Genomic DNA, 26924 nt, shown 5'->3' with positions numbered 1-26924 from the left:
GCTCCAGTCAGTCCTTAATCGTGAGACCGGCGCCAACCCGGAAGGCCGAACTGAACAGGTCCGTGCGCAGCGGCGGCGGCACGCGCCGGTCTCGCCGCGCGGCAGAACCTTGCGAAAATGCGTTGCGTATACTATAATGAGCGCGTGTCAACTCCCCCCGTCACGCACCCGGAATCGGACAATACCGCGATGTTTTGCAGCGCGTGCGGCAAACAGAATAGACGTGATGCGGCCTACTGCAAGCACTGCGGCGCAGCGCTGGATGCGCCTGCACGGGCCAACGTCTCTGAGGATGCCTTCGATCAGGCGCTTCCTGAGGCCGAGCAGGTTCAGGCCGTTGTCGATCGCGCTTATCGGCTTTCGCGGACCGGTGACTTGCCGGGCGCCATCGAGGTTTGCAGGGCGGCGCTGCGGTCGCTGCCCGCCAACACCTCGCTCCATGCCTTTCTGGGCCAGCTCTACGAGCGAGCCGGAGATCGCCAGCGCGCCATCGGCGAATATGAGCATGTGGTGGCCAGCAATCCGGGCAGCATCGCCGACAGGATGAAGCTGGATCAGCTGCGAGATGGCGACAGGGTCTCCGACCCGGCGGCCGCCGCTCGTATCACCGCGGCGTCGCAGCCGCCGTCACGGGCGACGGGGCGCGCAATCCTGGTTGTCGCAGCCATTCTTGGCGTGCTCGTTTTAGGTTATGCCGGAGCTGCAATCCGCCTCCGCAACTTGCAGCGCCATGCGCCTGCGCCTGCCGCAGCGTTCAATCCCGGCCGCATTGCGCTCAATTTGCCGGGCAGTGGCACCAGTTCCACGCAGCCGGGTGGCGCCCCGAAACCTGCAACTCCCGGCGGCGCGCCGCCCATCTACATTTATGGTCCGCTGTCGGGACAGCCGGTACAAAGCCCGCCGCAGCCGCAAATCCGATATGTGCCGACGCCGGCGCCGGCGCCCGTGCGCCTCTCAGCGGTGGCGCCACCCTCGCAGCCAACGGCGCCCACGGGCACGTCGCCGGATGCGAACCACGTTCGACTGGAATCGACCCATGGCCCAAATGGTGGCACGCTCGTCATTCCGGTCCATGGACACCACGCCAAAGCTCCCCCCGCCGATCCGGCGATTATCCGCATCACGGTATCCAAGCCGGCGCAGGGTGGGGCGCAGCCGGCGTCTGGCCCATCCTCCGAATCGCAGTCGCAAATCGCCATTGCCGACGACCTGAAAATGAAGGGCAACTACTCCGGCGCACTGCGCGAGTATCAAGCCGCGCTTGCAGGAGCCTCCTCGCAGCGCGGTTATGTGTACCAGCAGATCGCGCTCACCTTCTACCGGCTCGGTGATACCACGTCGGCATCGGCCAACTACGATAACGCCATCTCCGCGTACCAGAAGCAGATCGATTCGGGTTCCAATGTAGAGGTCGCTCGAGAGGGTATCCGGGTATGTCAAACGGGCAAGAAGCTTTGCGGACCCTGATCGGCACATCGGCGGTGGCGACCGCTCTTTTGGCGGCTACCGCTCCATGCATCGGGCAGAATACTGCGCACAGATCGTCCGCCAACACTCTGCTGCTGATCCCGGAAGCCGCGGTGCATGGCGCCGATCTTAAGCGCGGCTTTCAGGCCACGCTCGCACTCAGGCTGCGTGAGCTGTTTCGCGGCGAGAACCGGTTTCAGGTCATCCAGTTCAGCGCGAATGAACCCAGCGTCGAGCGCGCGATCCGGGAAAACACGATTCAGGCGGCGGACGTGATCAACGCTGGTGACTCCGGGGCGCAGCAGCGCATCGCCGACGCCATCGGCGCTCAGTATATCTTCTGGTTCAATCCTCAAAAGGATCGAAACGGCATCACCACATCGATACGCTTTCAGAGCGAGGCGGCCATCGGCGTGTGGCAAACGGACCTTGCGCAGGATGTCGCCGCGCCCAGTAAGATTCAGAAAAAGAAGCTGACGCAGGACGAAATGGCCGCGCTAACTGCGCAAGCCGTGGCGGCCGATCTGCAGATACCGTATCGGCTGCCGGCCAGCCTCAAGCGCTTCAACCACAAGACGGTGGTTCAGGTGGCGCAAGCCAAAATCATCAAAACACCGGCAGGTAATGCGCCGCCAGCCACTCCGCCATCGAAGAGCCCCCCGCCGGATGGGCCGCCGGTCGGACCGGCAACCAGCGTCACGGCGCCGCCCGCTACAACCATAACGCCACCGAACTCCGTGCACCCCCTCGGCCCTCCCGTGCTGCCGCCGGCGCAGCAGCCGACACCGCCAACGACGCCGAGCATACAGATCGATCCACACACCGGCGCGCCGGCAACGCCTGCCGAAGACCCCACCGCGCTTGCCGTGCGTTACCGCCAAACGGGCGATACAGCTAATGTGATCGTTGCGCTGCGTCGAGCCATCAACGACAAGCCTATGGACGTTGGGTTGCGCCAGCAGCTCGTTCAGGCGTATCTCGACCGCAACATGCCGGATTCGGCGGTTGCCGAGGTCAAGCGGGCCATTGCGCTTTCTCCAACCAACCCCGGCCTTCAGCGAGCCTACGGCCAGGCGCTGCTAGCCGGCGGCAATGTGACGCAGGCGACGGCGGTGTTCCAGGCGGCCGCAGCGGCAAACCCAACCGATGTAAGCCTCAAAGTGGCGCTGGGGGATACCGAGCTGGCGCAGGATCAGTTCGACGCCGCTATACAAACCTACCTGGATGCCTCGAAGCTGGATCCCAAAAGCCCGCTGCCCTGGAGTAGGCTGGCGCACACCTACCTGCTGAAGGCCGCATCCGACCTGACACAATATCCCAGGAGCATCGACGCGGTGCAAAAAGAGCGGTCACTGCTGCCTCCGGCTGATACGGAGACCTGGCTGAAAGCTTACAAGTCGCTGGTCAAGGTGATCACTGCGCGTGAACGCGACCTGATTACGGAGCTGCAGTCGGATCTGGCGGCCGCAACCAGCGGTGCGCATACCCAGAATGACCTTCTGCGCTTTGCCTCGGATTTGCACGATCGCGCTTTCGCAGCCGCCGACTACCTGGATAAGCTGCCGGCTGCCGCCGGGCTTGACGTGGCGCAGGCGCACTACCAGCAGGGCGCGCAGATCGCACTGCAAACGGTGGACATGTTCCGAAACTACCTCAAGGCGCCAATCGCCGACCAGGTGAACGATATACAGTCCAGCGCCGTCGACGCGTTACGAGAGCTGACCGCGGGCGACGCCCGTCTATCGCCGCCCGCCCCGGGCGCCGACAGCGGCGTAACCACTACGCACGATTGATCGACGGGCAGGCGTTCCGCTACTCGGGCAGCAGTTCCTCGGGCCGGAACCAGAGCGCGATCTCAGTCTTGGCCGACAGCTCGCTGTCCGATCCGTGCACCAGATTGGCTTTCAGTTCCGTGGTGAAGTCACCGCGGATCGTGCCGGGCAGCGCGTCCAGCGGTTTGGTAGCACCAATCATCGTACGGCAGAGTGCAATTGCCTCAGTACCCTCAAGCACCATAGCAACCACAGGGCCGCTGATGATGAACTGCACCAGTTCACCATAGAAGGGTCGTGACGCATGGATGGCGTAGTGCGCTTCAGCCAGCTGTCGATTTGGAACCAGCTGCTTCAGGCCGACAATCCGCAAGCCGCGCGACTCAAACCGGCGCAGAATCTCGCCGGCTAAACGGCGCTGCACGCCGTCGGGTTTCACCATAACAAACGTTCTTTGCATGATCCTCCGTATGGGCCGCCGGTCGCGCTGCGCCCCTGATTTGCTCAAACCGCGTCGGTCTCGCGTTCTGCGCCGTCCATAGCGGGCGCCATCTGTACTCGAAACAACTCTTCGGCCTGCACCGGCGAGATCAGGAGGTCGCGCGGCTTGGCTCCGTTCGGTGGGCCTACGATCCCGCGCTCCTCCATCATCTCCGCGATGCGTGCCGCGCGCGTGTATCCGATCCGGAACTTGCGCTGCAGGCTCGATACGGAGCACTGGCCCTGCGTGACCACCAGCCGCACCGCCTGCTCAAAGAACTCGTCATCCACGTCGTCGCCAGGCTCGTCGGCGTCCCGTCCGCCGCCTCCGAGCGGATCCGGTATCTCAAACGAGTAGTCCGGACGGCCCTGCGCGCGTAGGTAGCTCACGAGCGCGTTAGTATCTGCCTCGCTCATATAGCAACCTTGAATCCGTGTTGGTTTGGCGGCATCCAACGGCAGGAAGAGCAGATCTCCGCGGCCAATCAGTCGATCCGCTCCCCCGGCATCCAGGATGGTGCGCGAGTCGACCTGAGAGGCAACGGCAAAGGCGATGCGCGAGCAGATATTGGCCTTGATGGTACCGGTGACCACGTTGACCGAAGGCCGCTGCGTGGCCAGAACCAGATGAATGCCGGTTGCGCGCGCCATCTGAGCCAGGCGACAGATGCTCGCCTCAACTTCAGGGCCCTGCTGCATCATCAGGTCCGATAGTTCGTCCACAATCAAAACCATATAGGGCAGGCGTTCCTCGCGAGTTACGCGCGAATTGTAACCATCAATACCCCGTGTGCCTATCGCCGCAAACAGATCGAAGCGCCGCGACATCTCCTTGAGTGCGGCTCGAAACAGGCCGGCAGCCTGCTTCACGTCTTTGACCACCGGATGCAGCAGGTGCGGAATGCCGTCCCAGAGGCTGAGTTCCACCTGCTTGGGATCGACCATAAGCAGCTTCACCTCTTCGGGTGTCGCGCGATAGACCAGGCTGGCGATGAGTGTGTTCAAGAAGACCGACTTGCCGGAGTTGGTACTGCCTCCAATGAGAAGGTGCGGCATTCGGGTCAGGTCTGCGTAGCGGTGTTGGCCGGCAACATCCTTTCCAAGCGCAATGGTGAGCAGCGATGGCGCCTCCTGAAACTCCTGCGTGTTCAGGCATTCACGCAGCCGCACAGTGACCGGGTGCGCGTTCGGCACCTCCACGCCAATCGCAGATTTGCCGGGAATCGGCGCCTCCACGCGCACATCAATGGCTGCCAGGCTCATCGTCAGGTTATCGGCCAGACTCACGATCTTGCTGACCTTGATGCCTGGCGCCAGCTGAATCTCAAACCGCGTGATTGTGGGTCCGGCAGCCACCTCGACCACCGTAGCACCGATGCGGAACTCCTCAAGCGTGCGCTCGATGATGCGGGCCTTTTCGTCCACCTCTGCCTGAGTGCGCTGTGCCGTAGCCGCGCCGGTATCCTTCAGCAGGCTCAACGGCGGCAGGGCAAAGCCGGTTAGACTGGGCTGGGCTGGCTTGCCGTTGCTCTCCGGTCGCGCGGTAAGCGGTACCGGCGCCGGCTCGGTCTTCTGCTCCACCGCTGCAGTGATGGTAGCGGCGGTGGTATCGGCCGCTACGGCTTCGGATGCCGGCAGGGCAAATACCCGTGCCGGTTCCTTCATCTCCGCAGGCTCGGGCACGGTTGAAGCGAGTCCGTCATACTCGCGTAGATCCTCTTCACCCTCCTCGTCGTCTTCCTGCTCAATCAACGCCTCGGCCCGGACCTCGGCACGCCGATCCAGGTAAGCCCGCAAACGGGAGATAAAGCCACTGCCGGCGCGTCGGGTCATGGCAGTTCCGGCTCGCCCGGCCGGAGCGGCGAGATCGAGGCAGCGGCGGGCGACATCAATCAGCGGGCGGTCAGCCAGGAGCACAATACCGGCGAGTGCGGAGAATACTATCACCAGTCGTGCAATCAGGCCGCCGGCGGCTGCCGAGAGACCGGCGCCGATCGCCCAGCCCGCTGCGCCTCCTGCGCCCGAAGCCAGCGCTGGGTTCCAGGTTGCCCCCGCGGGCATCGTGTCTAACTGCCGGCTGCAGACAAAGGCGAGCCAGAGAAGCAGTGTGCCGATGGAGGAGTGAGAAAGTGATAGCCGCTGGTAGCCGATGAGGAACATCGAGCCGGCGAACATTGTGCCGAGCGGGATCGCCCACGACCCATCGCCCGCTGCCAGCCGCAGCGCTGCATTGAGCGCGGTGGGTACGGGTCCGGGTTGAGGCGTAGCAAGCGATATCAGGCTGATTGCGCCAAAGCAAAAGAGCGCCAACCCGATGAGGTCCTGCATTCTCCGCGCCGGCATCGGCGCGGCGGCGGCGCTCCTGCGCCGATCTGTCGACATCCGCCAGCTTCCTCCAGGCGCACAGTATATCCGAATGCGGGGTTACGGTCAATGCCTGTATTGCCAGCAGTGTTACATCATATGCAAGTTGCCGGTTAGCGCGCTGCCTACGGATGCGGGACATTCGCGTTCCGCATCGGACTGCAGCTCCCGAGCCGCCTATGCACGGCAGCAGTGTCGGCGCCTCGCGAACGCACGCGTCTCGCTCCGTCAGCCGAGCTCCGGCGTCGTCACGGTGTCGTGATGCGTCCCACAGATCGCATACGTCCCATCAGGATCAAGCGCGTTGGCGCTGCGCGCAACCATGAGGAACACAAAGGACGGTCTCGTTCGGCGCCCGGTGAGCGGCATCCCGGTCATCGCTGTGTTTGCCGCTTGCAGCGCCCGCGTTTACGCCGGCTCAAATCGGTCCGGCCTGGTCTCACCACCTTCGGCTCGCGGAGGTCGCAGCATCAGCGCGGTGATTGCCTCGCGTGGATCGGATCCGGAAAACAGTACACCGTAGAGAGCGCACGCGAGCGGCATCTCGATACCCGCCGAGCCGGCAAGCCGGTAAAGCGCGCTGGTTGTGGGAACGCCCTCAGCCACCTGCCCAACGGTGGCCAGCGCATCGTCCAGCGAAGCTCCGCGGCCGATGGCGGCGCCGATGCGATAGTTGCGAGAGAGATTGCTGGCGCCGGTAGCCATAAGATCTCCAACGCCGCTCAACCCCATAAAAGTGTCGGCTCGCGCACCAATGGCTGTGCCGAGCCGTACGGTCTCCGCCAGTCCGCGAGTCATGAGCGCGGCTTTCGTGTTGTCACCAAAGCCCAGTCCGTCACATAGGCCCGCGCCAATAGCGATTACATTCTTCACCGCGCCGCCGAGCTCGACGCCGGCGACGTCATCGCTGGTATAGACGCGGAATACCGGGGTATGACGCGTGTGAAATAGCTGCTGCGCACGCTGTCTTGCCTCCGACGCCACGGAGGCCACAACGGTTGCCGTCGGCATGCCGGCAGCCAACTCAACTGCCAGATTCGGCCCACTTAGCGCAACGATCTGCGCGGCGCCACACTCCAGCGCCTCTGCAGCCACTTCACTCATGCGCAGCCCGGAGGGCTCCAGCCCTTTCGCGGCCGAGATGATCAGAGCGTCCGGCGGAAGTGCGAGTCGGGCACGCTCGGCAACGTTGCGCATCGCACCGCCGGGTACCGCGAACACGACGGCATCCGCGCCGTTGAGCGCGGCCGGAAGGTCGGCGGTCACCTCTACAGTAGGTGGCAGCGCTGCGCCGGGAAGATACCGCTTGTTCTCGCGATCAATGCCAATCCGGGCGGAGTGTGCCGGGTCTCTGTCCCACAAGCGCACGCTGCATCCGTTGTCGGCGAGGAGCCTCGCCAGCGCGGTGCCCCAGCTCCCGGCGCCAAGCACGGCTACCGCTGCGCCGGTCACGAACCGCGCCGCGGGCGAGGAGGAGCGGGTGCGCCCCGGCCGCCTTTGCCCGCTGCAGCCGCCGCCGCCGGCGCCAGGCGCCGAAGTTCCTTGATTTCGTCACGCAGTTCCGCTGCGTACTCAAAGTTCAGCGACTTTGCCGCCTCACGCATCTCCAGCTCCAACTTGGCGATTTCGCTCGAGATCTCCGATGCTGGGATCGTCGCGGCATCGGTATGCAGCCGGGCCACGCTTTCGTCCGGATTCCAGCCCGGCCGATCTTCCGACACGTACGAGGCTTGAAGCAGTTCGCGCACCTCCTTCTGAACGGACTGTGGCGTGATACCGTGCTCCTCGTTATACGCCGACTGCTTCTGCCGCCGCCGGTTCGTCTCATCGATCGCCCGCTGCATGCTGCCCGTTACCGTGTCGGCATACATGATCACCTGGCCGCTCACGTGCCGCGCGGCTCGTCCAATCGTCTGCACCAGCGAGGTGTCCGACCGCAGAAAGCCCTCCTTGTCGGCATCCAGGATCGCGACAAGAGATACTTCCGGCAGGTCCAAACCTTCGCGCAGGAGGTTGATGCCGACCACCACATCCACGGCGCCCAAACGGAGATCGCGCAGGATGCCCATACGGTCCAGCGTCTTGATGTCGGAATGGAGGTAACTCACCCGCATCTTGGCATCCTGCAGATATGCCGTGAGGTCCTCGGCCATGCGCTTCGTGAGCGTGGTGACCAGCGTCCGCTGACCGGACTCCACGCGCTGCCGGATTTCGCCGATGAGGTCGTCGATCTGCCCTCGCGTGGGACGGATGATCACCTCCGGATCCATCAGCCCGGTGGGCCGGATGATCTGTTCCACCAGTTGCCCGCTGTGTTCACGCTCGTAGGGACCGGGAGTTGCCGAGACGAAGACGGCCTGTCCGACAGCGGCCTCCCATTCGTGGAATTTGAGCGGCCGGTTGTCGGCTGCTGAGGGCAGCCGGAACCCAAAGTCGATCAACACCTGCTTGCGTGCGCGATCGCCGTTGTACATGGCGCGCAACTGCGGCAGAGTCTGATGGCTCTCGTCGATCACCGTCAGAAAGCCTTCCGGGAAGTAATCGAACAGGGTGTTTGGGTGCGTGCCGGCATCGCGCCCATCCAGAATCCGGGAATAGTTCTCGATGCCGCTGCAGAAACCGGTCGAGCGGATCATCTCCAGATCGTTGTTGGTGCGCTGCTCAAGCCGCTGCGCTTCCAGGAGCATGCCCCGGTCACGGAACCAGGCGAGTCGCTCATCCGCTTCGATGCGGATTGTTTCCAGCGCCTGTGCTAAACGCTCCTGTGACGTAACAAAGTGGGTGGCGGCGTACACGTTGATCGAGTCGTGTACCGACATGATTTCGCCGGTGAGCATATTGACAACGGTGATCTTCTCCAGTTCGTCGCCGAACAGCTCTGCCCGGATCACCTTCTCTTCATCCGCGGGCATTATCTCGATGATATCGCCGCGCACGCGGAAGGTGCCACGCTGCAGCTCCATCTGATTGCGCTCAAACTGCATCTCAATGAGGCGCGTCAGAATCTCGTCACGCCGATAGCTGGCGCCACGCTGTAACTGAAGCGAGACCTCACGGTACTCATCCGGCGAGCCGAGACCGTAGATACAGCTCACCGAGGCAACCACGATCACGTCGTTGCGTTCCAGCACCGCCTGCGTAGAGGAGTGGCGCAGCCGCTCGATCTCCTTGTTGACACTGCTGTCCTTCTCAATATAGGTATCTGTGGATGGGATATAGGCTTCCGGCTGATAGTAGTCGTAATAGCTTACGAAGTATTCCACTCGATTGTGGGGGAAGAACGACCGGAACTCGGAGCAGAGCTGCGAAGCCAGCGTCTTGTTGTGGGCGATCACCAGAGTGGGGCGCTGCAGCCGCGCTATCAGGTGCGCCATCGTGAACGTCTTCCCGGTGCCGGTGGCGCCGAGCAAGGTCTGGAAGCGCTGGCCGCTGCGCACGCCGGCTTCAAGCTGATCGATCGCGGCAGGTTGATCGCCGCCTGGCGTATAGTCGCTTACAATCTGGAACTCAGGCATGGGATCTCCCGCAAAGCGCAGCCCTCAGCGGCATTGTACCTGCCGTCAGGTAAGGGCGTGCCCGGTAAGATACTCGCGCCTGATGGTCGAATCCGGAACGCGCCGATCATACGAGCCGCGACGGCGGACCGGTTACGGCCAGTTCATAACGGACGAACGCTCGCCATTGCGAGATGGGAGCGAGTGCCGGCGTGCTGCCGTCCGGTGCATCGAGGCGCGAGCATAGCGGCTCCGCAATACCCACCCTGGCTCAAAGCCACCGCTTGCCAACCACATACTTGTGGTAAAAGTCTGCCTCATTGCTGCAGAAGTAGAGGATCGCCTGAACGAAAGTGAACGTGCCGACGACCGGAAGAATCAGAAACCCGATTCCGAGCAACAGCAAGGGCAGGGCTAACAGGTTTATGGCCAGGATAATAAAGCCCATCGGCAGGTTGCCCAGGTAGAAGGCGTGTGCGCCCGTCCATCCGAGGAACAGCGCCAGCAGACCGGCCGTCACGTTGCTCTTGGGTGCGGGCCAAAAGGCTGGATGGGGCTGCATCGCACCCGGGTACGGATACTGGCCCGGCAGTGGCTGCTGGAAGCCTGGCTGCGCGGTTCCATGAGGCGCCGGCCCAGCCGGATTCACGCTCGAAAAGCCGGCCCCGCACTTTGGACACTTCTCCGCCTGGAGATGTGCTGTTGCGCCGCAGGCGGCGCAGGTCTTACCAGGTATTGCCATTTCGATTCTCCGGTTTGTACGCTGCCTTCCTGCCCTCGCGTCCCATTGCAATGCCGCGTGCCGCACCGGCTGCGTCACATCCACGACGAATCAAAGCCACCGCTTCTCAACCACATAGTCCTGGTAGAAGTCTGCCTCGCTGCGGATGAGATAGACGAATGTCTGGACGAAACAGAGCAGGCTGACGGCGCCGATGACCACCACCCCAACTCCGATCAGCAGCAGTGGTATACCCAGAAGATTCACCGCCAGTATGGTAAAGCCCATCCGTCTGTTGCCAAGGTAGAAGCCGTGGGCGCCAGTCCCTCCGAGGAAAAGCGCCAGGAGCGCCGCAATCACCTTACTCTTCTGTCGTATTGGCTTCGCAGCATACGGCTCGTTCGTACCCAGACGAGCGCCCTGGCCCGCCGCTGGCGTTACCTCATATCCGGCCGGCGCCCGAACAGGACCGGCTGGTGCGATGCCTGGATCGGGCGGCACAAACGCATGCCCGCACGACGGACACCTTTCGGCCTGGAGATGTGCGTCGGCGCCGCATGCTGCGCAGGTTTTTGCAGGGACTGACAATGTAGCAATCCTTTAGCCGGAGCCCAGTTCCTACGTGGGTGCCCGCGACGGCGTCAACTCCCGTCAACGGTCGTAGGGCCCCCGCGTGTCTCCATGACAAACTGCAGCTGAGCTTCACGGTCTGTCTCGTCAACAGTACCGTTCTTATCGACTTCGTTTCCCCATTGCTTCCAACCATCCCGCGTGGCTCGTGCAAACATCTCTGTAGCCTTGCGGAAATAGCAGCCTGCTCCGCGACCGTCTGGGCCGCCGTCCTTTCGGGTTTTGTACCAGACGATGTGAGTTTTGTCGGTGAAGCCCCACCGGCTCATGACTTCCAAACCCTCTTGAACGGGCGCATTCGGAACCCAAATGTGCCGGTGCGATCACGGTAGGGCCGGTTGGACCACCGGAAGTCGTTGATCTCCTGAAACGATAGCGTCTCATAGCCCCGCAGGCGCTTGTGCTCCGGGGCCATCTTGCCGTTGCTGTTGGCAAAATGCCGGGGCGGATCGGCCAACACCGTGCCGTAACGCTCATTTCCGACGCGCATCAGCAAATCTTCGCCCGCTGTGATATGGTCGCTCATTCTGGATCTTCGTCGTCAGCGGCGACTATTATCGCAGCGTCGATATCGTCATCGTGCGTGAAGAGTAACTTGCCGATTCCAGGCACGAGCACCGGACACCGTCCGCTGCCGGCGCCATTGGCTTGTTTCCCCCGGGCTTATTGATGGTTCCGTTCTTGAGGCGGAATCGCGTCAGAACCGCCAGTATATCGTCCCATTCGCTCGGAAAGTCCGTTTCGAGAATCGCGCACGCATTACGCCACTCCACAACTTCGTAATTCTCGGTGATGAAGTTCGGCAGAGCAGCGGAGCAAACCATCGACGTAAGTTCCTCCAAATTCCCGATCTACGAGTACCCTATTACCCATTTGAAACCGTTGTCCCTTCAATGAAGTCACGCATTTCGGCAGCTTCGGCTCCAGCTTCGCGCGCCTCTCAACCACACGCAATCTGCTGATGTTGCCCGCCCCGGAATCGACGATTATGATGAACCGAGTCCCCGTTCGCTGCGCAGCCATCGCGGCGATTCTCTGGGCTGCCGCGTCCGCCGTTGCAATGCCCGCGCGCAGTTGCCGTCCAGCCAGCCGTACACGCGTTCTCCCGCCAATCGTATGCATCGACCCGGGCCACTCGGCGGCAACCGTTGGTGCGCGCGGCCGCCATAGCGCCGAATACCGGGTTGCCTGGCACATTGCTCTGCTTCTTCGCCGCGCCCTGCTTCACGCCGGATGCAGCGTTGTGTTGACAAAGACAAGCGCCGGCGAGAACGTTTCAAACCGAGCGCGCGCCCGAATTGCAAACAGAGCCCATGCCGCGCTGTTTCTCCGCCTTCACTGCGATGCCGGCTCTGCCACCGGCGCCGGTATCTACTATCCCGCGATCGCCGGTACGATCCGCGGCGTAAGCGGCCCGCCGGCATACGTGCGCATCGAGAGCAGATCTGCGGCCTCTCTCTTCCACCATGCATTCATCGCCGCCCTACACGGCGCACTGCATGATCGTGGAATCATGACGGATATGCAAACGCAGGTGGGCAGGCGCCTGCATGGCGCGCTGGAAGGCTCCATCTACGCGCGCGTCCCGGTTATTCTCGTGGAGATGTGCGTCCTCACAAACCCACACGATGAAGCGTTCATCACCTCGACCGACGGAGCCGGAAAGATGGTCCGTGCCCTGGCAGCCGGCGCTCTGGCGGTAACGAACAGGCGTTTACACCATAGAACATCCGGGGCGCAGAAACCGGCAATCGATCCTTGAATGTGCCGCGGAGCTCTGCTTGAAGCGCCCGCAACTGGGTCTGACGGTCCGTCGCCCGCCGAGGTTTCCGACGCTATCTGCGCCCAGGTGGTATCATGATCTGCTTCGATCACCTTTTGCAGACCAGCCCGCGGCCGCTGAACCTTCCGCCGCATCGGGCGTTTGAACATGCAAGAAACGGCCGGTACGGGCAGCCCGACGCGGTTTTCCGCCGCGCTCTTCCGCGCCCGTGCGCTTTGCCTTCAGTGCCTTCGCATTCTTGCAGATGGTCGCGCCGGCATCCGGGCATGGCCCGCGCAGCCGCAAGATGGTTTTCCTCACCTGCTCGCAGAGTCGCGCACTCCGCTCTGGAGTGACACGACCGTTCAGGAGCGCGACCTGCAGCAGGGTAAGGTGCAAAACCTTCGCTGCGCGCTGCGGCGCTTGAACGGCGCGGCAGTGCCGGCCGGCGCAACCTTCAGCTTCTGGAAGCAGATCGGCAGAGCCACCCCGGCACGAGGCTATACGCAGGGGCGCCAACTTCGCGAAGGCTGCCTCTACCCCGCCATTGGCGGCGGCCTGTGTCAGCTATCCAACGCACTCTACTGCGTGGCGCTCGACGCGGGCTTTGAGATAGTGGAGCGACACGCGCACGGCGCCATCATTCCCGGATCGGCGGCCGAGGTCGGCCGTGACGCGACCGTTGCGTGGAACTACATCGACCTCCGGTTCCGGCCGGCGCAGCCCGTGCGCCTTCAGGCGGAAATGACCCGGGCGGAACTCGTCGTCCGGGCGTGGGGCCAGGCCCCGGCTCGCGCGGTACGCAAGAGCTCAATTGCGATACTGCCGCTGCGACCGCGCATCGATGTTGTGGCGCACAGCTGCCCGACATGCGGCGTCGACTCCTGTTTCCGGCACCGCGAATATGAACATTCACATCGCTCACCCGGCCCGTCCGGCGCGCGAGTCTGGATCATGGATGAACGTTGGCCCGAGTTCGAGCAATACGTCACCGACTTCCGGACTGACCAGGATGTGCTTGCAATACCGCTAGACGGCGCACGCTGGAACCGGCCGCGGCATGCCTGGAACACAGCCGGTTTCGCCGCCGTGCGCGCCGCCTCCTTGCAATCTCTCGTGCGGTCGTGGCAGACGCGCAGGCTGAGCCGTTACGGCGCCGCCCGGCTGACCGCCCAGCTTAAGGGTGCGGAGCGTTTGGCGACAACGCTTGCAGGCTCGCTTGCTCCGCATAATACCGACGTCACAGTGGCGCAGTCGCTGCTGCCATTTCTGTGGCGCGATGGCCATCTCGGCGGCCGCAGCTTCCAGGTATTGATGACGCGCATGCCGCTGGCCTCGCTCCATGCCAAACTGGACGGCGCGATGGCGCTGAATCCCGAACGCAAGACGCTGGGTGAGTTTCGCGCGCCGGCCTGGATGGTCGATGCCGAAACCGCGGCTCTGCGCGCTGCGCAGCATATTATCACGCCGCATGCAGCAGTCGCTGCACTGTTTCCCGGCCAGGCGCTACGGCTGCCATGGCGCCTACCGTCGGCGGTGCGGTTTGAGCCTGGTAATGCCGTCCTTTTCCCTGGTCCGACAGCCGCGCGCAAGGGCGCATTCGAGCTGCGAGAGGCAGCACGCTCCTTGGATCTGGAAATCGTGCTGTGCGGCGTCGAGCTGGAAGGCGAGACCTTTTGGGAGGGATGCCGCACGAGACGCGTAGTCCGCGGCGCCGCCGGCTGGCTAAACGGTGTCGGACTCGTTGTTCAGCCGGCGTTGGTGGAGGATGCGCCGCGCGCGCTGCTGGCCGCCGCCGCCGCCGGTCTGCCCATCGTGGCAACCGAGGAATGCGGTCTGCACGGCGTGGATGGTGTCACCGAGCTTGAGTTCGGCGATGCTGCGGCTCTGACGGAGTTGCTTCGGCACGTGAGGTCGGCGGCCGAAATCAGCCCTGCGAGCAAACGAGACATTCAATCGTTGAAGCGGGAATGAGAGCCAGCCACGGTGCCTATCGCTGGCCGCAGTGACGTCCACTCGGGCGAATCAAAATGCCGAACCGGCCCGGTTCGGGCCGATCCGGCGATAGACGTTATATAGGCGATACTGGATTTGAACCAGTGACCCCCTCGGTGTCAACGAGGTGCTCTACCACTGAGCTAACCGCCTGCAGGCACCGGCAATTATACTTGGAGGGTCGCCGGGCGTCAACCGGCTCCCGGCGTTTCACTTACAACGCTGCGTCACGAAAGCGGCTGGCGCAAGCCCGTATTCGCCGCGCGGAGGCCAAGTTCCAGGATCTCCTGCGCGACCAGGCTCACTTCAGGACTGCAGAAGCCTTCGGCCGCTGCCCGGTTCTCTGCCAGGTAAATGATGTACTCTGCGGCGCTGCGGCGTGGCGCCTCGGTGGGCAGTGGGAGAACCGTTTCGCGCTGCTTGCCGCGGTGCGATACCACCAATTCACCGCGAACCACGCCGATGGCGCCTTCGCTGCCGTATACCAGTGGGTTCGCCTCGATGGTCTCCACCGGCTGGCACCAACTGGCTTCGCACACTCCAAAGGCGTGCGCGTATTGCGCCACAATCACCGCGCTGTCATCGGATGCCGCGTACGCCTGCTCGTCGCCAAACCAGCCTCGCATTCCCGTCACGGCCATCGGCCGGCCAAGCAGCCGGGCTGCCAGATCGGCGCCATAGCAGCAGTAATCCATCAGAGCGCCGGCGCCATTTATCTCCGGCGTGATCAGGTTATGCACAAACTGTGGCGAGCATCCGATGTCAATCGGGCCGCTGTGCGCGCTGCGGTAACGCGTGTGACGCGGTTCGCCGATATCGCCTGCCAGTACGCGACGCTCCAGCTCCTGCCACGCCGCGCTCCAGGCGGTCGGCCAGTTGACAAGCAGCAGCGTGCCGGCTCGCGCTGCCGCGTTACGCATGCGCGTCGCCTGATCCAGCGTGGCCGCCATCGGCTTCTCACTCACAACGTGCAGACCGCGAGCAGCGGCGGCTTCTACAATGTTGGCTCCTTCGCTGTTGCCGGCAGCGGCCTGCACAAACTGAAGCTCCTCTTTCTCAAGCATCTCGTGGTAATCGCGGTACACACGCGCGTCGGAGAAGGCTGCCTGAAACTGCTCCAGCAGGGCAGGGTCCGGGTCGGCGGCGGCCGCCAGCACCACATTACCGGCGGCCTTCCAGTGATTCAGCTCGCCCCAAACGTGATCATGCGATAGTCCGGCCGCACCAACGCGATAGGTTGCTGTCATCGAGACGATGGGTCCTTCCACTCGGAGTTATTCGGATGCTTGACGAGCAAGGGCAGTCTAGTGGGGGGCGGCCGCAATCAGCACGGCGCACAGAATCAACGTAGCGATCACCGAGCCACATCCGGCTGCAGCCGAGCGAACCGACGACGGACCGCCGCCCAGGCTCTTTAGTACCTCGGGACTCGAGATGAGCACGGCGCCATCCGTACCAATGATCTTCCAGTTGAAGTGCGCGGCGAGCGCCGCGCAAAAGTCGGCAGCGGTGGTGCGAGTGGTCGCCACCATCTCCCCGGGAATGCGAACCAGCACGCGGTCGCAGTTTCCGTCGGCATCAGCCCCGAAGGCCTCCGTGGGACCGTGAGCCGGCTTGGCAACGAAGAAAACGCCGGTCTCTTCGTCGCGATAGGTAAAGTCGTTGCCCTGCACCACAACGCCGGGCAAGGCGGATAGGTACGCCGCGATCTCGGAGTAGGGCACGTTCGCCGCCGAATCGTTCGCACACACGGCAATCTCAACAGGCATTATTTAACCTCGCGCTGGGCAATATGCAACGCCGGTTCTTTTCCACATCGGCCTGGCCTCTTCCTGCGTTTTGTTCGCCTGCGTGTCGCCTACGCCAGTACGATGCCCGCGCCGAGAAGCGCCTGGCGCAGTCCCGCCCGGACCGCCATGGTCTGTTCGGCCAGGTGCGTTGGGTCCGCGGTGACCTGAACGCGCACCACGAGCGCCGCAGCGCTGAAGCCCGAGATTCCCTCAACAGTTGGAGCGGCCCGCAAGCGGCCGGCGCTGCCCTGCATCAGCACATCCGCAGCCGAGTTGATGGTGGTAGTCAGTTTCTGCAGATCGGTGTTGGCCGCAACCGATATCTCCAGCGGATCCATCACCGGGTGCCGTGACAGATTGACCACTGTGCCGATATCTCCGTTGGCAAATATCACAACGCGTCCGGATGAATCCAGTATGCGCGTTGAACGCATTCCCAGTTCCTGAACCAGTCCGGTGAATCCGGCGATGGTTACTGTTTCGCCAACGACGTACTGCTGATCCAGGATCATGAAGAAGCCGGAGATCACGTCCTTGACCAGTTTTTGCGAGCCGAAGCCAACGGCCAGGCCCACCACACCGGCGGTGGTTATGAACGGAAGCATGTCGAAGCCGACCGCCTTGAGGAGCAGAACGCCGAAGGTGAAGATGAGAATGTAGTTCACTACGCTCCGGAGCAGACTGCGGATCGTTTCCAGGCGGCCGACCTGCAAGGCGGTAGCCTCAATTCGCTGTTCGCGCCGGATCAGCCCGGCAAGCAAGACCTCAACGGATCGCAGAAGCACAAACCGCACGATGGCATAGACCAGAACAACGGCCACCACTCGGAGGAGAGCGGATCCGGCCTGGAGCCACGCTCCACGCGCCGTTACCATCCAATGTGCTGCCGAAAAGATGTGCGCCATTCTGGCGCTTAGTTTACTGCCAACCGCAACGCATTGAGGCGGGAGCACACCGGAGCGCCGGATCGGCCACCGCTACCGCGCCAAGATCGCGCACAGCACGGGCTCCAGCAGCGGCGCGTGGAACTTGAAACCCTGTGCCTCCGTCGCGGCCGGGATAGCGCGCTGCCCGGTCAGCAGGGTCTCGGCGAACTCGCCGAGCGCCAGGCGGAGCGCGAACGCCGGCACACGGAACGGCGTCCACATTCCGACCACTCGCCCCAGTGTCTGCGTAAACTCGCGGTTCGTTACAGGGTTCGGCGACACCCCGTTGAAGCCACCGGCAGCCTCGGTGTGTGCGCTTGCCCACGACATGAGCCTTACCGCGTCCACACCGTCGATCCACGGCATCCACTGACGTCCCGATCCCAGTGGGCCGGCAAGACCCGCCTTCCATGGTGATAAATGAAACGGAAACGGATAGAGGATGCGCGTCAAGGCGCCGCCGCTGCCCAGCACCACGCCGAACCGGATCACTACCACACGCACTCCGAACTCGCCGGCTTTGTATGCTTCCGCCTCCCACGAGCCGCATACCTGCGCCAGAAAGTCGTGCCCTTGCGGTGTCGCTTCCGTCACCTCGCGGTCACCACAATCGCCATAGTAGCCGGTTGCGCTGGCGCTGATCAGCACCCCGGGCCGCGTGGAAGCTTCGCGCATTGCCGAAACCAGCAGACGGGTCGGCTCCGTGCGCGAGGCCCTCAGCACCTGCTTCACCCGCGGTGTCCACCGTTTCGCGGCAATCGATTCGCCCGCAAGGTGGAAGACCGCATCTGCCGCGGCTACCCGCCGCTTCCACTCCGGTTCGGCATCCGGCCCCCAGCTAACGCACTCAACGCCCTGCGGCAGCTGCGTAACGGCCCGCATCGCGTTGCGTGAGAGCGCCGTTACCTCGTGCTGCTGCCCTTTCAGGTAGGCACACAGTGTGCGGCCGATAAACCCTGTAGCTCCGGTGACCACGCATTTCATACTTCCACCTTCGTTTGTAGCGGGCAAGCTGCAGCCCGATGGTACCCTCCGTGCTGCCGGCGCCGCCGCCGTTCGCCTATATACAGACCGCGGCAGGTATCGCTAGGGCACGGGGCGAACCGATGGCGGCGCCGCCATGCGCCGCACCTTTCTATGTACCGGGGAGCAAGATGCCTCAGCAAGAATCGTTCAATGGACTTGGGATGGGACTGCACAATATCTCGCGCCTCTCCGCAGCGCAAACGCGATCCATCAGCGCCGAGAATTACAGCGGCGAAAAGGGCCGGGCCGGCATGGCCACGGAGGGTACCGGCGCCCGCGCGGCTCGCGACCTCGGCCAGGGCTGGAAGGTCTCGCCATCCGTATCGCTGCAGCCGAACTCAGTTACGACACTGGCCGAAATCAACGGACCGGGCGCGATTCAACATATCTGGAACACGGTAAGCCCGGAGTGGTGGCGCCGCCTGGTGCTCCGCATCTACTGGGACGGCGAGACGGAGCCCTCGGTAGAGGCGCCACTGGGTGATTTCTTCTGTAACGGCTGGTGCCAGCGCAGCCTGGTCAATTCGGCTCCTATTGCCGTCAACCCGGCCGGTGGGTTCAACAGCTACTGGGAGATGCCGTTCCGGAAGTCCGCCCTCATTACCATCCAGAACCTCTCCGACGATGTCTGCCATGGCTACTACTATCAGGTCACCTACACGCTCACCGATGTTCCGGAGGAGTGCGCCTATCTGCATGCGCAGTTCCGTCGCAGCAACCCACTCAAGTATGGTGACGTGCATACTTTGCTGGATGGCGTACACGGTCAGGGCCACTATGTGGGAACCTACATCGCATGGCAAAGCAACAATACCGGGTGGTGGGGCGAGGGCGAAGCCAAGTTCTATCTGGATGGTGACACGGAGTTTCCGACGATCTGTGGCACCGGTACTGAAGACTACTTTGGCGGCGCGTGGGATTTTGAACAGCCTATCGGTACCTACTGCGTCTTCTCGACGCCATGGCTGGGCCTGTCGCAGGTGATCAGCGCCGGCGACGGCGGCCTCTACCGCTCGCAGCAGCGATTTGGCATGTACCGTTGGCACGTGCCGGACCCGATTCGGTTTCAAAGCGATATACGCGTCACCATACAGGCGCTCGGGTGGCGTTCCGGCGGGCGGTATCTGCCGCTTCAGGATGACATCGCATCGTTGGCTGTCTGGTATCAGCGCGAACCCCACGCGCGATTCCCAACACTGCCCGATCGAGACGGACTGGAAGTGATATAGAGGAGGCGATCGTTTTATGGCTTCGACACGGTTACGTGTGCGCGTGTGGGATGAGCACCCGTCTCATGCCCCGCGCGATATCTACCCGACCAGCATCAACGGCAGTATCGCAGAGGGACTGGAAGAGCTCGACACCGGCCGTCTTCAGGTGACGGTAGGGAACCTCGACGAGGCGGGGCAGGGCGTGTCGCAGGCGGATCTGGATGCGACCGACGTCCTGTTTTGGTGGGGTCACGCCCGGCATGGAGAAGTTACCGACGAGACTGCGGGGCGTGTCCAGCGGCAGGCCCACGAGCGCGGCATGGGCCTTGTAGCGCTGCACTCCGCCCACTACAGCAAGGCGTTCCAGTGGGTGGTGGGCGCGTCCGGCAATCTGAAAGGCGGCTGGCGCGAAACCACTCCGCCCGACGTGGAACATGTACGAGTCTGCGCCCCATGGCATCCCATCGCTCAGGGCGTGGAGGATTTCACGCTTCACCAGGAAGAGATGTACGGAGCGCCGTTCGACGTTCCACCGCCGCTTTGTATGGTGCTTCAATCACACTTCCCCCTCGGAAACGAAACGTTTCCTTCCGGGTTGTGCTGGACGGTGGGACCCGGTAGAACGGAAGGCTTTGCGTGTGGACCGGGTGGCGGCGTGGGCGAAGGCGAAGGAATCTGCCGCGCGTTCTATTTCCGGCCCGGCCACGAGACGTTTCCAACCTATTTCCACCCCGCGGTTCGGCGCATACTCTACAATGCCGCGCTCTGGTGCGCCCCGCAAGCGCTGCGCGCCGACGCTTAAGCGCCGGCAGGCGGGTATCCGCTCGTGTGGTGTTGCTCGGCGTAGGCAAACACCGCTTCAAGCAGGGCATCCCACCGGTAATAGGCAGTTGAGAGTTCGTTAGGGCGAACCAGGCGCACCCCACGCGATTCACCCGGCATACCCACCGGCCCCAGAGCCAGCACCGGAGATCGGTACGCCGGGACGCATAATGGCGGCAGCGGCCGTCGGGCCACGGTGAAAACGCCCAGATACACCAGGCTGCCCAATCGCGCGCCGGCTTCTTCCAGCGTTTCACGGCGGACACACGCCTCCAGCGTCTCGCCGTGCTCCAGGCCGCCGCCCGGCACACACCATCCGCGCCCAACAATATCGGCCAACAGAAATCGCTGAGCCTGGATGGCGAAGACTATCGCGGCCAGGATGCGATCCGATATCGGCGGCGCTCCAGCAGTAAACGTGGTGCGCCCTTGCCTCCAGTCCACGCTTGGGAAGCGCGGGATTCTACAGGTTTGCATTCCTTCCGTCGGTTCATTCCATCCGCGGATGCGGTGCTACAATACGGGTGATCATCCAGCCTGGCCCGGCGAGGGCGTCTGGTAGCGCGGGTGTTGCGGCAGCGGAGCCGGACCGGCAGGCGCCCCAACCACTACACCGACTACGTCGCGAATCGAAACCGGGCCGAACATTCGACTGTCATCGGAAACGCGCGGATTGTCACCCAGTACTTCAATAAACCCTGCCGGAACCGTGTACGTAACCTGCATGCCCCGAGGGGTCTGAATCGAGGTCTGCTGAAAGTAGTCCGTAAGCCCGCCCGCCTGCGCGTAGGCGAGCAGGTTTGGGTAAGAGGTGTCGATGATGTCGCCCGGTAGGCGCGCTACGCGCTTGATGATGATGCCGCGATCGTGACGCATCAACACCACGTCACCGCGCTTCAAATCCCGGTCTGGCCAGGGATATCTCCGAGCAAGTATCACGCGGCCGTCGAAGTAGGTCGGTTCCATGGAGGCGCCACGCACGATGGCGATACGGTAGTTCAACACGAAGAACGTTGCTAATAGTATGAAAGCAATCAGCAGCACCTGCTGCCTGCGGCGTGCGGGGGCCATCCGGAACTCCTGGCGCCTCGTCGTCGGGTCCGGCGCCGCGGGGGAATTATACCCGCGTGCGGAGGGGCATATTTGGAGACACTGAACAGGGTACTCATGCCGGAGGCCGGCGTGGCCATCGTGGTGCTCGCCGTTCTTCTTGTGCTGATGGCCATCCTTCTTGGTCGCGAGATTCACCGCGGTCGTGCTCTACGGGCACGCCTGGATCAGATGACGCGAGGCGCCACCGATGGAAGCTTTGAGGGTGCGTTGAATCACCATATCGATGCGGTGCGGACTATTCAGGGCGATATGGCTCAACTTGAAACTGCGGTGTCGGTGCTGCAGGCAGGACTGCCCTTGTGTCTGCAGCGGTGCGGCATGGTGCGGTATAACGCGTTTGACGATGTGGGTGGAGAGCAGAGTTTTTCTGTGGCGCTGCTCAACGCCGTAGGTGATGGCGTGATCCTGAGCAGCGTACGCAGCCGCAACAGCGTACAGGTCTACGCAAAGGCATGCGCAAACGGCAAGCCGAGCCACACGCTCTCGCACGAAGAAGAGCTGGCCCTGGAACGCAGTCGCACGTAGGTCCGTTCGGTTCGACGCGTCCACGACTTACCATGGAAGATGCAAGCGAGCAGCGGATCATCGAGCAGTGCAAACGTGGCGACCGTAATGCCTTCGATCGGTTGATGGCCACCTACCAAAAGCGCGTCTACAACCTGGCCTATCGGCTTACGGGCAACTACGACGATGCCAACGATGTGAGCGTGGATGCCTTTATCCGCGTCTTTCAGGCGATCAAGCTCTTTCGCGGCGACGCCAACTTTTCCACATGGCTGTACCGCATCGTTACCAACGTCTACCTCGACCGGCGGAAACGCGCGCAAAACCGGACACACCTCTCGCTGGAGGAGTACATCAGTCTGGACGAGAGTTCAGTATCGCGTCAGGTGGAAGATCCGGCGCCGCGGCCGTCCGAGGTCGCAGAGCAGCGCGAGCGGGCCGAAACCATTCAGCAGGCAATTGAAACCCTGCCGGATTATCAGCGTGCGATGATTGTTCTCTACCATACCGAGGGACTGTCGTATGAGGAGATCGCCGAAGCGATGGACCTGCCGATTGGAACGGTGAAGTCGCGCCTGAACCGCGCCCGCCTCACATTGCGCTCGCGCCTGCTCGAATCGCGGGAACTCTTGCTGCCATAGCATCGTCTCACCGTTGATTATCGATTTGGAAAGGCCGCGGTCATGAAGTGCAACGAGGTGTTGGACCTGGTCTCCGACTACGTGGGCGGTTCCATGGAAAAGCCGCTGCGCGTCGCCGTGGCCGCACACCTGGGCGACTGCACAAGCTGCCGTGAGGCGTACGACGGTGTCGGCAAGTTGTGGCGAGAGTTGGACGCGCTGCCGGCCGTGGATGCGCCTGCCGAGCTCCACACAGCCGTGTGGGCCGGTATCGCCAGTCGCCGGCCGGAAGCGTCTCCCAGCCGGCGCGTTGGTTTCTCGCTTCCATCGCTCGCACTTTTGCTGCGCCCACGCTCGCTCGCACTTGCCGGCGCAGCGGTGATCATCCTTAGCGCATTCGTTTCCGTTCCCAAGGTTCAGAAGGCGGAGCTTGGGCCCGGCTGGCTGCTCCAACTGGTGATGCATCACGGAAGCGCCGTGCCACCGGCCAACTCTTCGTATGCGGAGTGGACGCAGGCGCCAAACGGCGCCAGGCTTTTTCTGCACCTCCAGCTGCCAGTGACCCCCACGGGCACGGTCTACAGCATCCGTGTTGCCGGAGCGGCAGCCGCTTCGGTTCCGGGCGCCCAGGCTGCGCATGGCATCATCACATTGGTTGTACCGATTACCAGCGATCCTATTGGTGATTCGCTGGATATAACGGCAACTCCGGAAAGTGGCGGCGCAAGTCCGATCCAGCTGCACCTCAAGCTCTGGCGCCGCTAACGCTGCTTATGTGCGGTTGGAACAACGTTCATTGCCAGCTTCAGCAGGAGCTGCGGCGTCACTTCGCCCTGCAGCGATGCTGTGGCGTTCAGGCGCGGATCGTACCACCAAAGTATCGTCAGCATCCCACGACGCATCTCGCGCTGATCCTGTCGTCCAGGCATCGCCGGAGCTTTTAACGCTACGTCGCTCGGGGAGACGGCAATGGTGCGCCGGCCCGGCAGCAGCAGCAGCGAAACTGCGTTAAGTCCGTCCGAATAGGTCACCAATACCCCGGTGCTACCCTTGGCACGCATCGTGCGGGCTGAATCAAACCCGAAACCACCGCCGATCCTGGCAGGCACCACCGCGCCGCCGGTGGCGCGCTGGGCCGCCGCCGGCGTCGCCAGCCTGCTGCTGCTGCCGATGGTGGTAACTACCCGCGCATGTGGCGGATCGTGCCAGCTGGGTAAGCTGGTCGGCACCGCACCACCAACCCGCAGGAGCCTCCACGAGCTGCGCGACGCTTCCGCGCCATCGGCCGTGTAGGTTGCCCGCCGGGTTATCAGCCAGGTCGACCGGTCAATCCAAAGAACCTGGCGCGGGCGTGCGTGGTCAAGCGGTGTGATGCGCACTCGCCAGGCAGCGCGACCGTCTACCCCATGGACACTTCGCGCAATCTGGAGTCGATAGTTCCGCTCGAGCCGCCGGATCGACCTCCGAATGGCGGCCGGGTCGGCAGACTGGCCCGTCGCGGCTGAAACCACCACGAGTCGTTGGGCCGGCAGGTAGAGCCGATCAACCCGCCCGTCGCTCTGTTCAAGGCGACCGCGGCTGCTGGCCGGATTGATGTAGGCGATGCGGAACTTGCCCGGCGCCGGGTGCAGTTCCGCAGTGACCGATGCGGTTCCCTGCCCGGCGGCGAATGTCAGAACGGTCTGGATGCCGGCATATCGTAAGTGGAACGGAGCGCTAAACGCTCGGCGCAACGCACTCTCCGCCGACGGCCGCTGCTGCGCGCCGCCTGCCGCAGCCGCTAGCGCCGAGCAACCAACAGCAGCGCACTGCGGCCAGAACCGCGTCATCGGAGCCAAATCTTCAAGGTTACTTCAGGTCCAGATCGCCGTCGCCACTCCAATCGGCGGCGCGGGCCTGGGCAACCACGTATCGCGCTCGCCCGGAATCGGCCCATGGCAAAGTGGCGCCGCTCGCCATGTGAGCCGCAACAATCGAATCGATACTGATCGATTGGCTCGGCGCCGCGGAGCCCTTGCCGGCGATGAGGGCCGGCCGCCGGTAGCGGGCGAATGGGACGTACGGCAGAACTGCCATCATCGTAATACCTACGGCGGCTACCGCCGCCGACCGTATCACCTGACCATGCCGCCTGTGGTGGTCACGAATGCGACGCCGCTCCGCGGCACGTGCAGCTGCAGCACACATGCGCCCGCGGTCGCCAATTGCTCGCAGATCGTGATGCATGCGCTCCCAGAAGTCCGCGCGGGCAGCAGGGGCTGCAACCCGAAGCATGTCGCGCTTCAGGCGTCGGAGCTCCGCTGCCGCAAGGCTGCATTGCTGGCAGTCATCCAGGTGGCGCCGAACTGCCAGGGCCTGCTTCACGCCCAGACTGTCATCCGCCCAAAGCCCCAAATAGGCCTCTACGTGTTTGCAATCAAGATTCATTTTCGCGCAGGTTCCTTCGGTTTTAAAGAGAGCATCGGCTGCAGAAGCTTGCGCAACTGGAGCCGCGCCCGATGCAGACGAGACCGCACGGTACCCACTGAGCGGCCCATTACCTGAGCCGCCTCCTCATAAGAGAGTCCCTCGATATCGCACAATACCAGCAGCATGCGCTGGTCCGGCTTCAGCCTCATCAGCCCCTGCTGCCAGGGTTCATCCAGAGCGCCGGCCATTAGTCTGGCGTCCGGCGGAAGCGAGTGGTCCGCTAACTTCTCCAGCCCTTCGTCGTCAAGACTGAGGTTGCGATGCCCATTCAGCCTGCTGATAGCTCGCCGCTGCGCATCCACATACGTGGTGTGCAGAATCCGGAATATCCACCGATCAAAGTTCGTGCCGGATTCAAACCGGTCGAAGCCCAGGAAGGCGTCGAAGAGCGCATCCTGAACAAGGTCCTCCGCGTCTTCGTGGTTGCCGGTCAGGCGGAAGCCAACGCGGTATATCGCCGCTTCATGCTCGTGCAGCAGCTCCTCAAACAGCGCCGCCGTGTCTTCCGTCTGTCCGTTGCGCCGGTACATACCGCGTGGTTCCCTCCGAAGCGTCACTCTCAACACTTAATATCGTGGGATGCTGCGCATTCAGTTCCCGGCCCGTTAGCCAACGTCCTGCACAACGATCCTACCGGCCGGTCCCCTGTGCTGGAACCGTGAATGCAATCAGCACTTCAAACAGGGTCCGCTTTGCCTTAGGGCCCGTGAGAGACATCTGCAGAAGTCCGGCTTGCGACGACCACAGCAGCGCCGACTGAGTCGCCGTTGTAGCGCGAGGCAGCACCCAAACAGTACGGTCACGGCTACTGTACGGGCTCACCCGATACCCGTTGGCGGCGGCCGTTGCGGTGACCACGGTGCGCGGTAGGTCCGGCGTGTACGTCACGCTCAACTGCAAACCATTTGGCCCAGTCGCAATTCCAAGCCCGTTAGAGGCGCCTTCCACGGTCTTCCAAGTGACGGGAAGCTGGCACTGCCATGCTCGTTGTGCCGATTGTGACCCATATTCCTCGAGCTTGTACGCCCACGAACCGCCTTCTGCGAGCATCCGATGCGTCCACAGCGCCTGCAAGCCGCCGGAAACCAGTATCAGCAGACCCAACGCCCCGCACGTGGCGGCAAGGGCAGCCGCCCGGCGGCTGTCTCGACGGCGGTCCAGAACCTCGGGAATAAGCAGGCATCCCATTGCCAATCCACTGATCAAGCCCCCAATATGCGCGTAGTTATCAATCGTCTGCGACTCCATCAAGCCGTAGCCAAGGTTGATAACCGTGATAAACAGTAACTGACGGAAGATCGACCGGCCGGCTTCGGGATTGACCAGCCGCTTGAAGCGTATCGGAAACGCCATGCCGGCGCCCACCAATCCGAAGATCGCGCCCGACGCCCCAAGTGACGCGTTGTGGAGAAAAAACTGGCTGAGCAGGCTTCCGCAAATTCCCGTGACCACAAAGATAAGGAAGAAGCGCCGCGAGCCATAGGTCCGCTCCATAAAGCTTCCGAGCATCCAGAGCGAAAGGCCGTTCAGCGCAACATGCGGGACGCTCGCGTGCAGAAAAATCGGAGTGATCAGGCGCCACCACTGTCCAGCTCGCACCATCGCGGGCTCCTGGTCCCCAAACGCCATGCCCACAACATCGGGTCGCTGGTGACCCACATTCATCATCGCGACAAAAATGAGACCAATGATCACAAGAAGGCCGGTCGTAACCGGCGGCCATTGTGATCGAGCTTGTCGCACGGAGTTGGTGGTCAA

At 63.0% G+C, this 26924-nt stretch carries 27 protein-coding genes and 1 tRNA gene; 9 read left to right on the top strand and 19 right to left on the bottom strand.

Features of this window, described 5'->3' with window-relative positions; genetic code table 11:
• Positions 1-144: 144 nt before the first annotated feature.
• The gene (locus KGJ62_10745; GenBank protein MDE2127057.1) at positions 145-1467 is read left to right on the top strand and encodes a tetratricopeptide repeat protein; all 1323 of its coding nucleotides are present in this window, start codon (positions 145-147) and stop codon (positions 1465-1467) included.
• A complete protein-coding gene (locus tag KGJ62_10740) occupies positions 1434-3260 on the top strand; it encodes a tetratricopeptide repeat protein (GenBank protein ID MDE2127056.1) in 1827 nt (608 codons plus the stop codon). The genes KGJ62_10745 and KGJ62_10740 overlap by 34 nt, the downstream gene beginning before the upstream one ends.
• Positions 3261-3279: 19 nt before the next feature.
• Here KGJ62_10740 and ndk read toward each other — a convergent pair whose 3' ends face one another.
• From ndk to KGJ62_10700, 8 genes are all read right to left on the bottom strand, one after another.
• Entirely contained in the window at positions 3280-3699 is a 420-nt protein-coding gene (gene ndk / locus KGJ62_10735) for a nucleoside-diphosphate kinase (protein MDE2127055.1), read from the bottom strand.
• A 44-nt stretch (positions 3700-3743) separates the two neighbouring features.
• Positions 3744-6101 carry a DNA translocase FtsK gene (locus tag KGJ62_10730; GenBank protein ID MDE2127054.1) on the bottom strand — a complete coding sequence of 786 codons (2358 nt, stop codon included), beginning with the start codon at positions 6099-6101 and terminating at the stop codon, positions 3744-3746.
• Between the two features lie 390 nt (positions 6102-6491).
• Positions 6492-7535 carry an NAD(P)-dependent glycerol-3-phosphate dehydrogenase gene (locus KGJ62_10725; GenBank protein ID MDE2127053.1) on the bottom strand — a complete coding sequence of 348 codons (1044 nt, stop codon included), beginning with the start codon at positions 7533-7535 and terminating at the stop codon, positions 6492-6494.
• A complete protein-coding gene (gene uvrB / locus KGJ62_10720) occupies positions 7532-9598 on the bottom strand; it encodes an excinuclease ABC subunit UvrB (protein MDE2127052.1) in 2067 nt (688 codons plus the stop codon). Before uvrB ends, KGJ62_10725 begins: the two co-directional genes overlap by 4 nt.
• 250 nt (positions 9599-9848) lie before the next feature.
• Positions 9849-10319 (bottom strand): TM2 domain-containing protein, encoded by a 471-nt coding sequence (locus tag KGJ62_10715; GenBank protein MDE2127051.1) that lies wholly within the window; start codon positions 10317-10319, stop codon positions 9849-9851.
• Positions 10320-10409: 90 nt separating this feature from the next.
• Complete coding sequence (locus KGJ62_10710) at positions 10410-10886, bottom strand: TM2 domain-containing protein (protein MDE2127050.1); 477 nt, start codon at positions 10884-10886, stop codon at positions 10410-10412.
• Positions 10887-11193: 307 nt separating this feature from the next.
• Positions 11194-11454 carry a hypothetical protein gene (locus KGJ62_10705; protein MDE2127049.1) on the bottom strand — a complete coding sequence of 87 codons (261 nt, stop codon included), beginning with the start codon at positions 11452-11454 and terminating at the stop codon, positions 11194-11196.
• A 28-nt stretch (positions 11455-11482) separates the two neighbouring features.
• On the bottom strand, positions 11483-11752 hold the full coding sequence (locus KGJ62_10700) for a hypothetical protein (protein ID MDE2127048.1): 270 nt from the start codon (positions 11750-11752) through the stop codon (positions 11483-11485).
• A 164-nt stretch (positions 11753-11916) separates the two neighbouring features.
• Between KGJ62_10700 and KGJ62_10695 the strand changes: the two genes are divergently transcribed.
• Together KGJ62_10695 and KGJ62_10690 are read left to right on the top strand one after the other, a co-directional pair.
• On the top strand, positions 11917-12690 hold the full coding sequence (locus KGJ62_10695; protein MDE2127047.1) for an N-acetylmuramoyl-L-alanine amidase: 774 nt from the start codon (positions 11917-11919) through the stop codon (positions 12688-12690).
• A 168-nt stretch (positions 12691-12858) separates the two neighbouring features.
• Entirely contained in the window at positions 12859-14664 is a 1806-nt protein-coding gene (locus tag KGJ62_10690; GenBank protein ID MDE2127046.1) for a VanW family protein, read from the top strand.
• 102 nt (positions 14665-14766) lie between these two features.
• Here the strand turns inward: KGJ62_10690 and KGJ62_10685 are convergent.
• The 5 genes from KGJ62_10685 to KGJ62_10665 form a co-directional block, all read right to left on the bottom strand.
• Positions 14767-14838, bottom strand: a tRNA-Val gene (locus tag KGJ62_10685).
• 74 nt (positions 14839-14912) lie between these two features.
• A complete protein-coding gene (locus KGJ62_10680; protein MDE2127045.1) occupies positions 14913-15932 on the bottom strand; it encodes a Gfo/Idh/MocA family oxidoreductase in 1020 nt (339 codons plus the stop codon).
• 57 nt (positions 15933-15989) lie between these two features.
• Positions 15990-16454, bottom strand: a complete 465-nt coding sequence (locus KGJ62_10675; GenBank protein MDE2127044.1) for a hypothetical protein — start codon at positions 16452-16454, stop codon at positions 15990-15992.
• 89 nt (positions 16455-16543) lie between these two features.
• Entirely contained in the window at positions 16544-17380 is an 837-nt protein-coding gene (locus tag KGJ62_10670) for a mechanosensitive ion channel (protein ID MDE2127043.1), read from the bottom strand.
• A 72-nt stretch (positions 17381-17452) separates the two neighbouring features.
• Positions 17453-18385 carry a TIGR01777 family oxidoreductase gene (locus KGJ62_10665; GenBank protein ID MDE2127042.1) on the bottom strand — a complete coding sequence of 311 codons (933 nt, stop codon included), beginning with the start codon at positions 18383-18385 and terminating at the stop codon, positions 17453-17455.
• A gap of 170 nt (positions 18386-18555) precedes the next feature.
• Here KGJ62_10665 and KGJ62_10660 point away from each other — a divergent pair, with 170 nt between their 5' ends.
• Positions 18556-19656: a DUF2961 domain-containing protein gene (locus tag KGJ62_10660; protein ID MDE2127041.1), complete on the top strand. Its 1101-nt coding sequence runs from the start codon at positions 18556-18558 to the stop codon at positions 19654-19656.
• 16 nt (positions 19657-19672) lie between these two features.
• Positions 19673-20440 carry a ThuA domain-containing protein gene (locus KGJ62_10655; protein ID MDE2127040.1) on the top strand — a complete coding sequence of 256 codons (768 nt, stop codon included), beginning with the start codon at positions 19673-19675 and terminating at the stop codon, positions 20438-20440.
• Here the strand turns inward: KGJ62_10655 and KGJ62_10650 are convergent.
• Positions 20437-20937, bottom strand: coding sequence for an NUDIX domain-containing protein (locus KGJ62_10650; protein MDE2127039.1), 501 nt, complete (start codon positions 20935-20937; stop codon positions 20437-20439). The genes KGJ62_10655 and KGJ62_10650 overlap by 4 nt on opposite strands.
• A gap of 51 nt (positions 20938-20988) precedes the next feature.
• The gene (gene lepB, locus KGJ62_10645) at positions 20989-21531 is read right to left on the bottom strand and encodes a signal peptidase I (GenBank protein MDE2127038.1); all 543 of its coding nucleotides are present in this window, start codon (positions 21529-21531) and stop codon (positions 20989-20991) included.
• Positions 21532-21603: 72 nt separating this feature from the next.
• On the opposite strand from lepB, the gene KGJ62_10640 reads away from it, so the two are divergent.
• Genes KGJ62_10640 through KGJ62_10630 form a run of 3 tightly spaced genes read left to right on the top strand, consistent with a single transcriptional unit; the run spans position 21604 to position 23462 of the window.
• On the top strand, positions 21604-22098 hold the full coding sequence (locus KGJ62_10640) for a DUF4446 family protein (protein ID MDE2127037.1): 495 nt from the start codon (positions 21604-21606) through the stop codon (positions 22096-22098).
• A 32-nt stretch (positions 22099-22130) separates the two neighbouring features.
• Entirely contained in the window at positions 22131-22718 is a 588-nt protein-coding gene (locus tag KGJ62_10635; protein ID MDE2127036.1) for a sigma-70 family RNA polymerase sigma factor, read from the top strand.
• 42 nt (positions 22719-22760) lie between these two features.
• Entirely contained in the window at positions 22761-23462 is a 702-nt protein-coding gene (locus KGJ62_10630; GenBank protein MDE2127035.1) for a zf-HC2 domain-containing protein, read from the top strand.
• Here the strand turns inward: KGJ62_10630 and KGJ62_10625 are convergent.
• From KGJ62_10625 to KGJ62_10610, 4 genes are all read right to left on the bottom strand, one after another.
• On the bottom strand, positions 23459-24430 hold the full coding sequence (locus KGJ62_10625; GenBank protein MDE2127034.1) for a hypothetical protein: 972 nt from the start codon (positions 24428-24430) through the stop codon (positions 23459-23461). The two genes, KGJ62_10630 and KGJ62_10625, sit on opposite strands and share 4 nt — an antisense overlap.
• Positions 24431-24545: 115 nt before the next feature.
• Positions 24546-25124 carry a zf-HC2 domain-containing protein gene (locus tag KGJ62_10620; protein ID MDE2127033.1) on the bottom strand — a complete coding sequence of 193 codons (579 nt, stop codon included), beginning with the start codon at positions 25122-25124 and terminating at the stop codon, positions 24546-24548.
• Complete coding sequence (locus KGJ62_10615) at positions 25121-25696, bottom strand: sigma-70 family RNA polymerase sigma factor (protein ID MDE2127032.1); 576 nt, start codon at positions 25694-25696, stop codon at positions 25121-25123. The genes KGJ62_10620 and KGJ62_10615 overlap by 4 nt, the downstream gene beginning before the upstream one ends.
• 100 nt (positions 25697-25796) lie before the next feature.
• Positions 25797-26924, bottom strand: coding sequence for a rhomboid family intramembrane serine protease (locus KGJ62_10610; GenBank protein ID MDE2127031.1), 1128 nt, complete (start codon positions 26922-26924; stop codon positions 25797-25799).

It is taken from the genome of Armatimonadota bacterium, from assembly GCA_028871815.1.
Taxonomy (GTDB): domain Bacteria; phylum Armatimonadota; class Chthonomonadetes; order Chthonomonadales; family Chthonomonadaceae; genus REEB205.
This window is presented reverse-complemented; position numbering and strand designations above follow the sequence as displayed.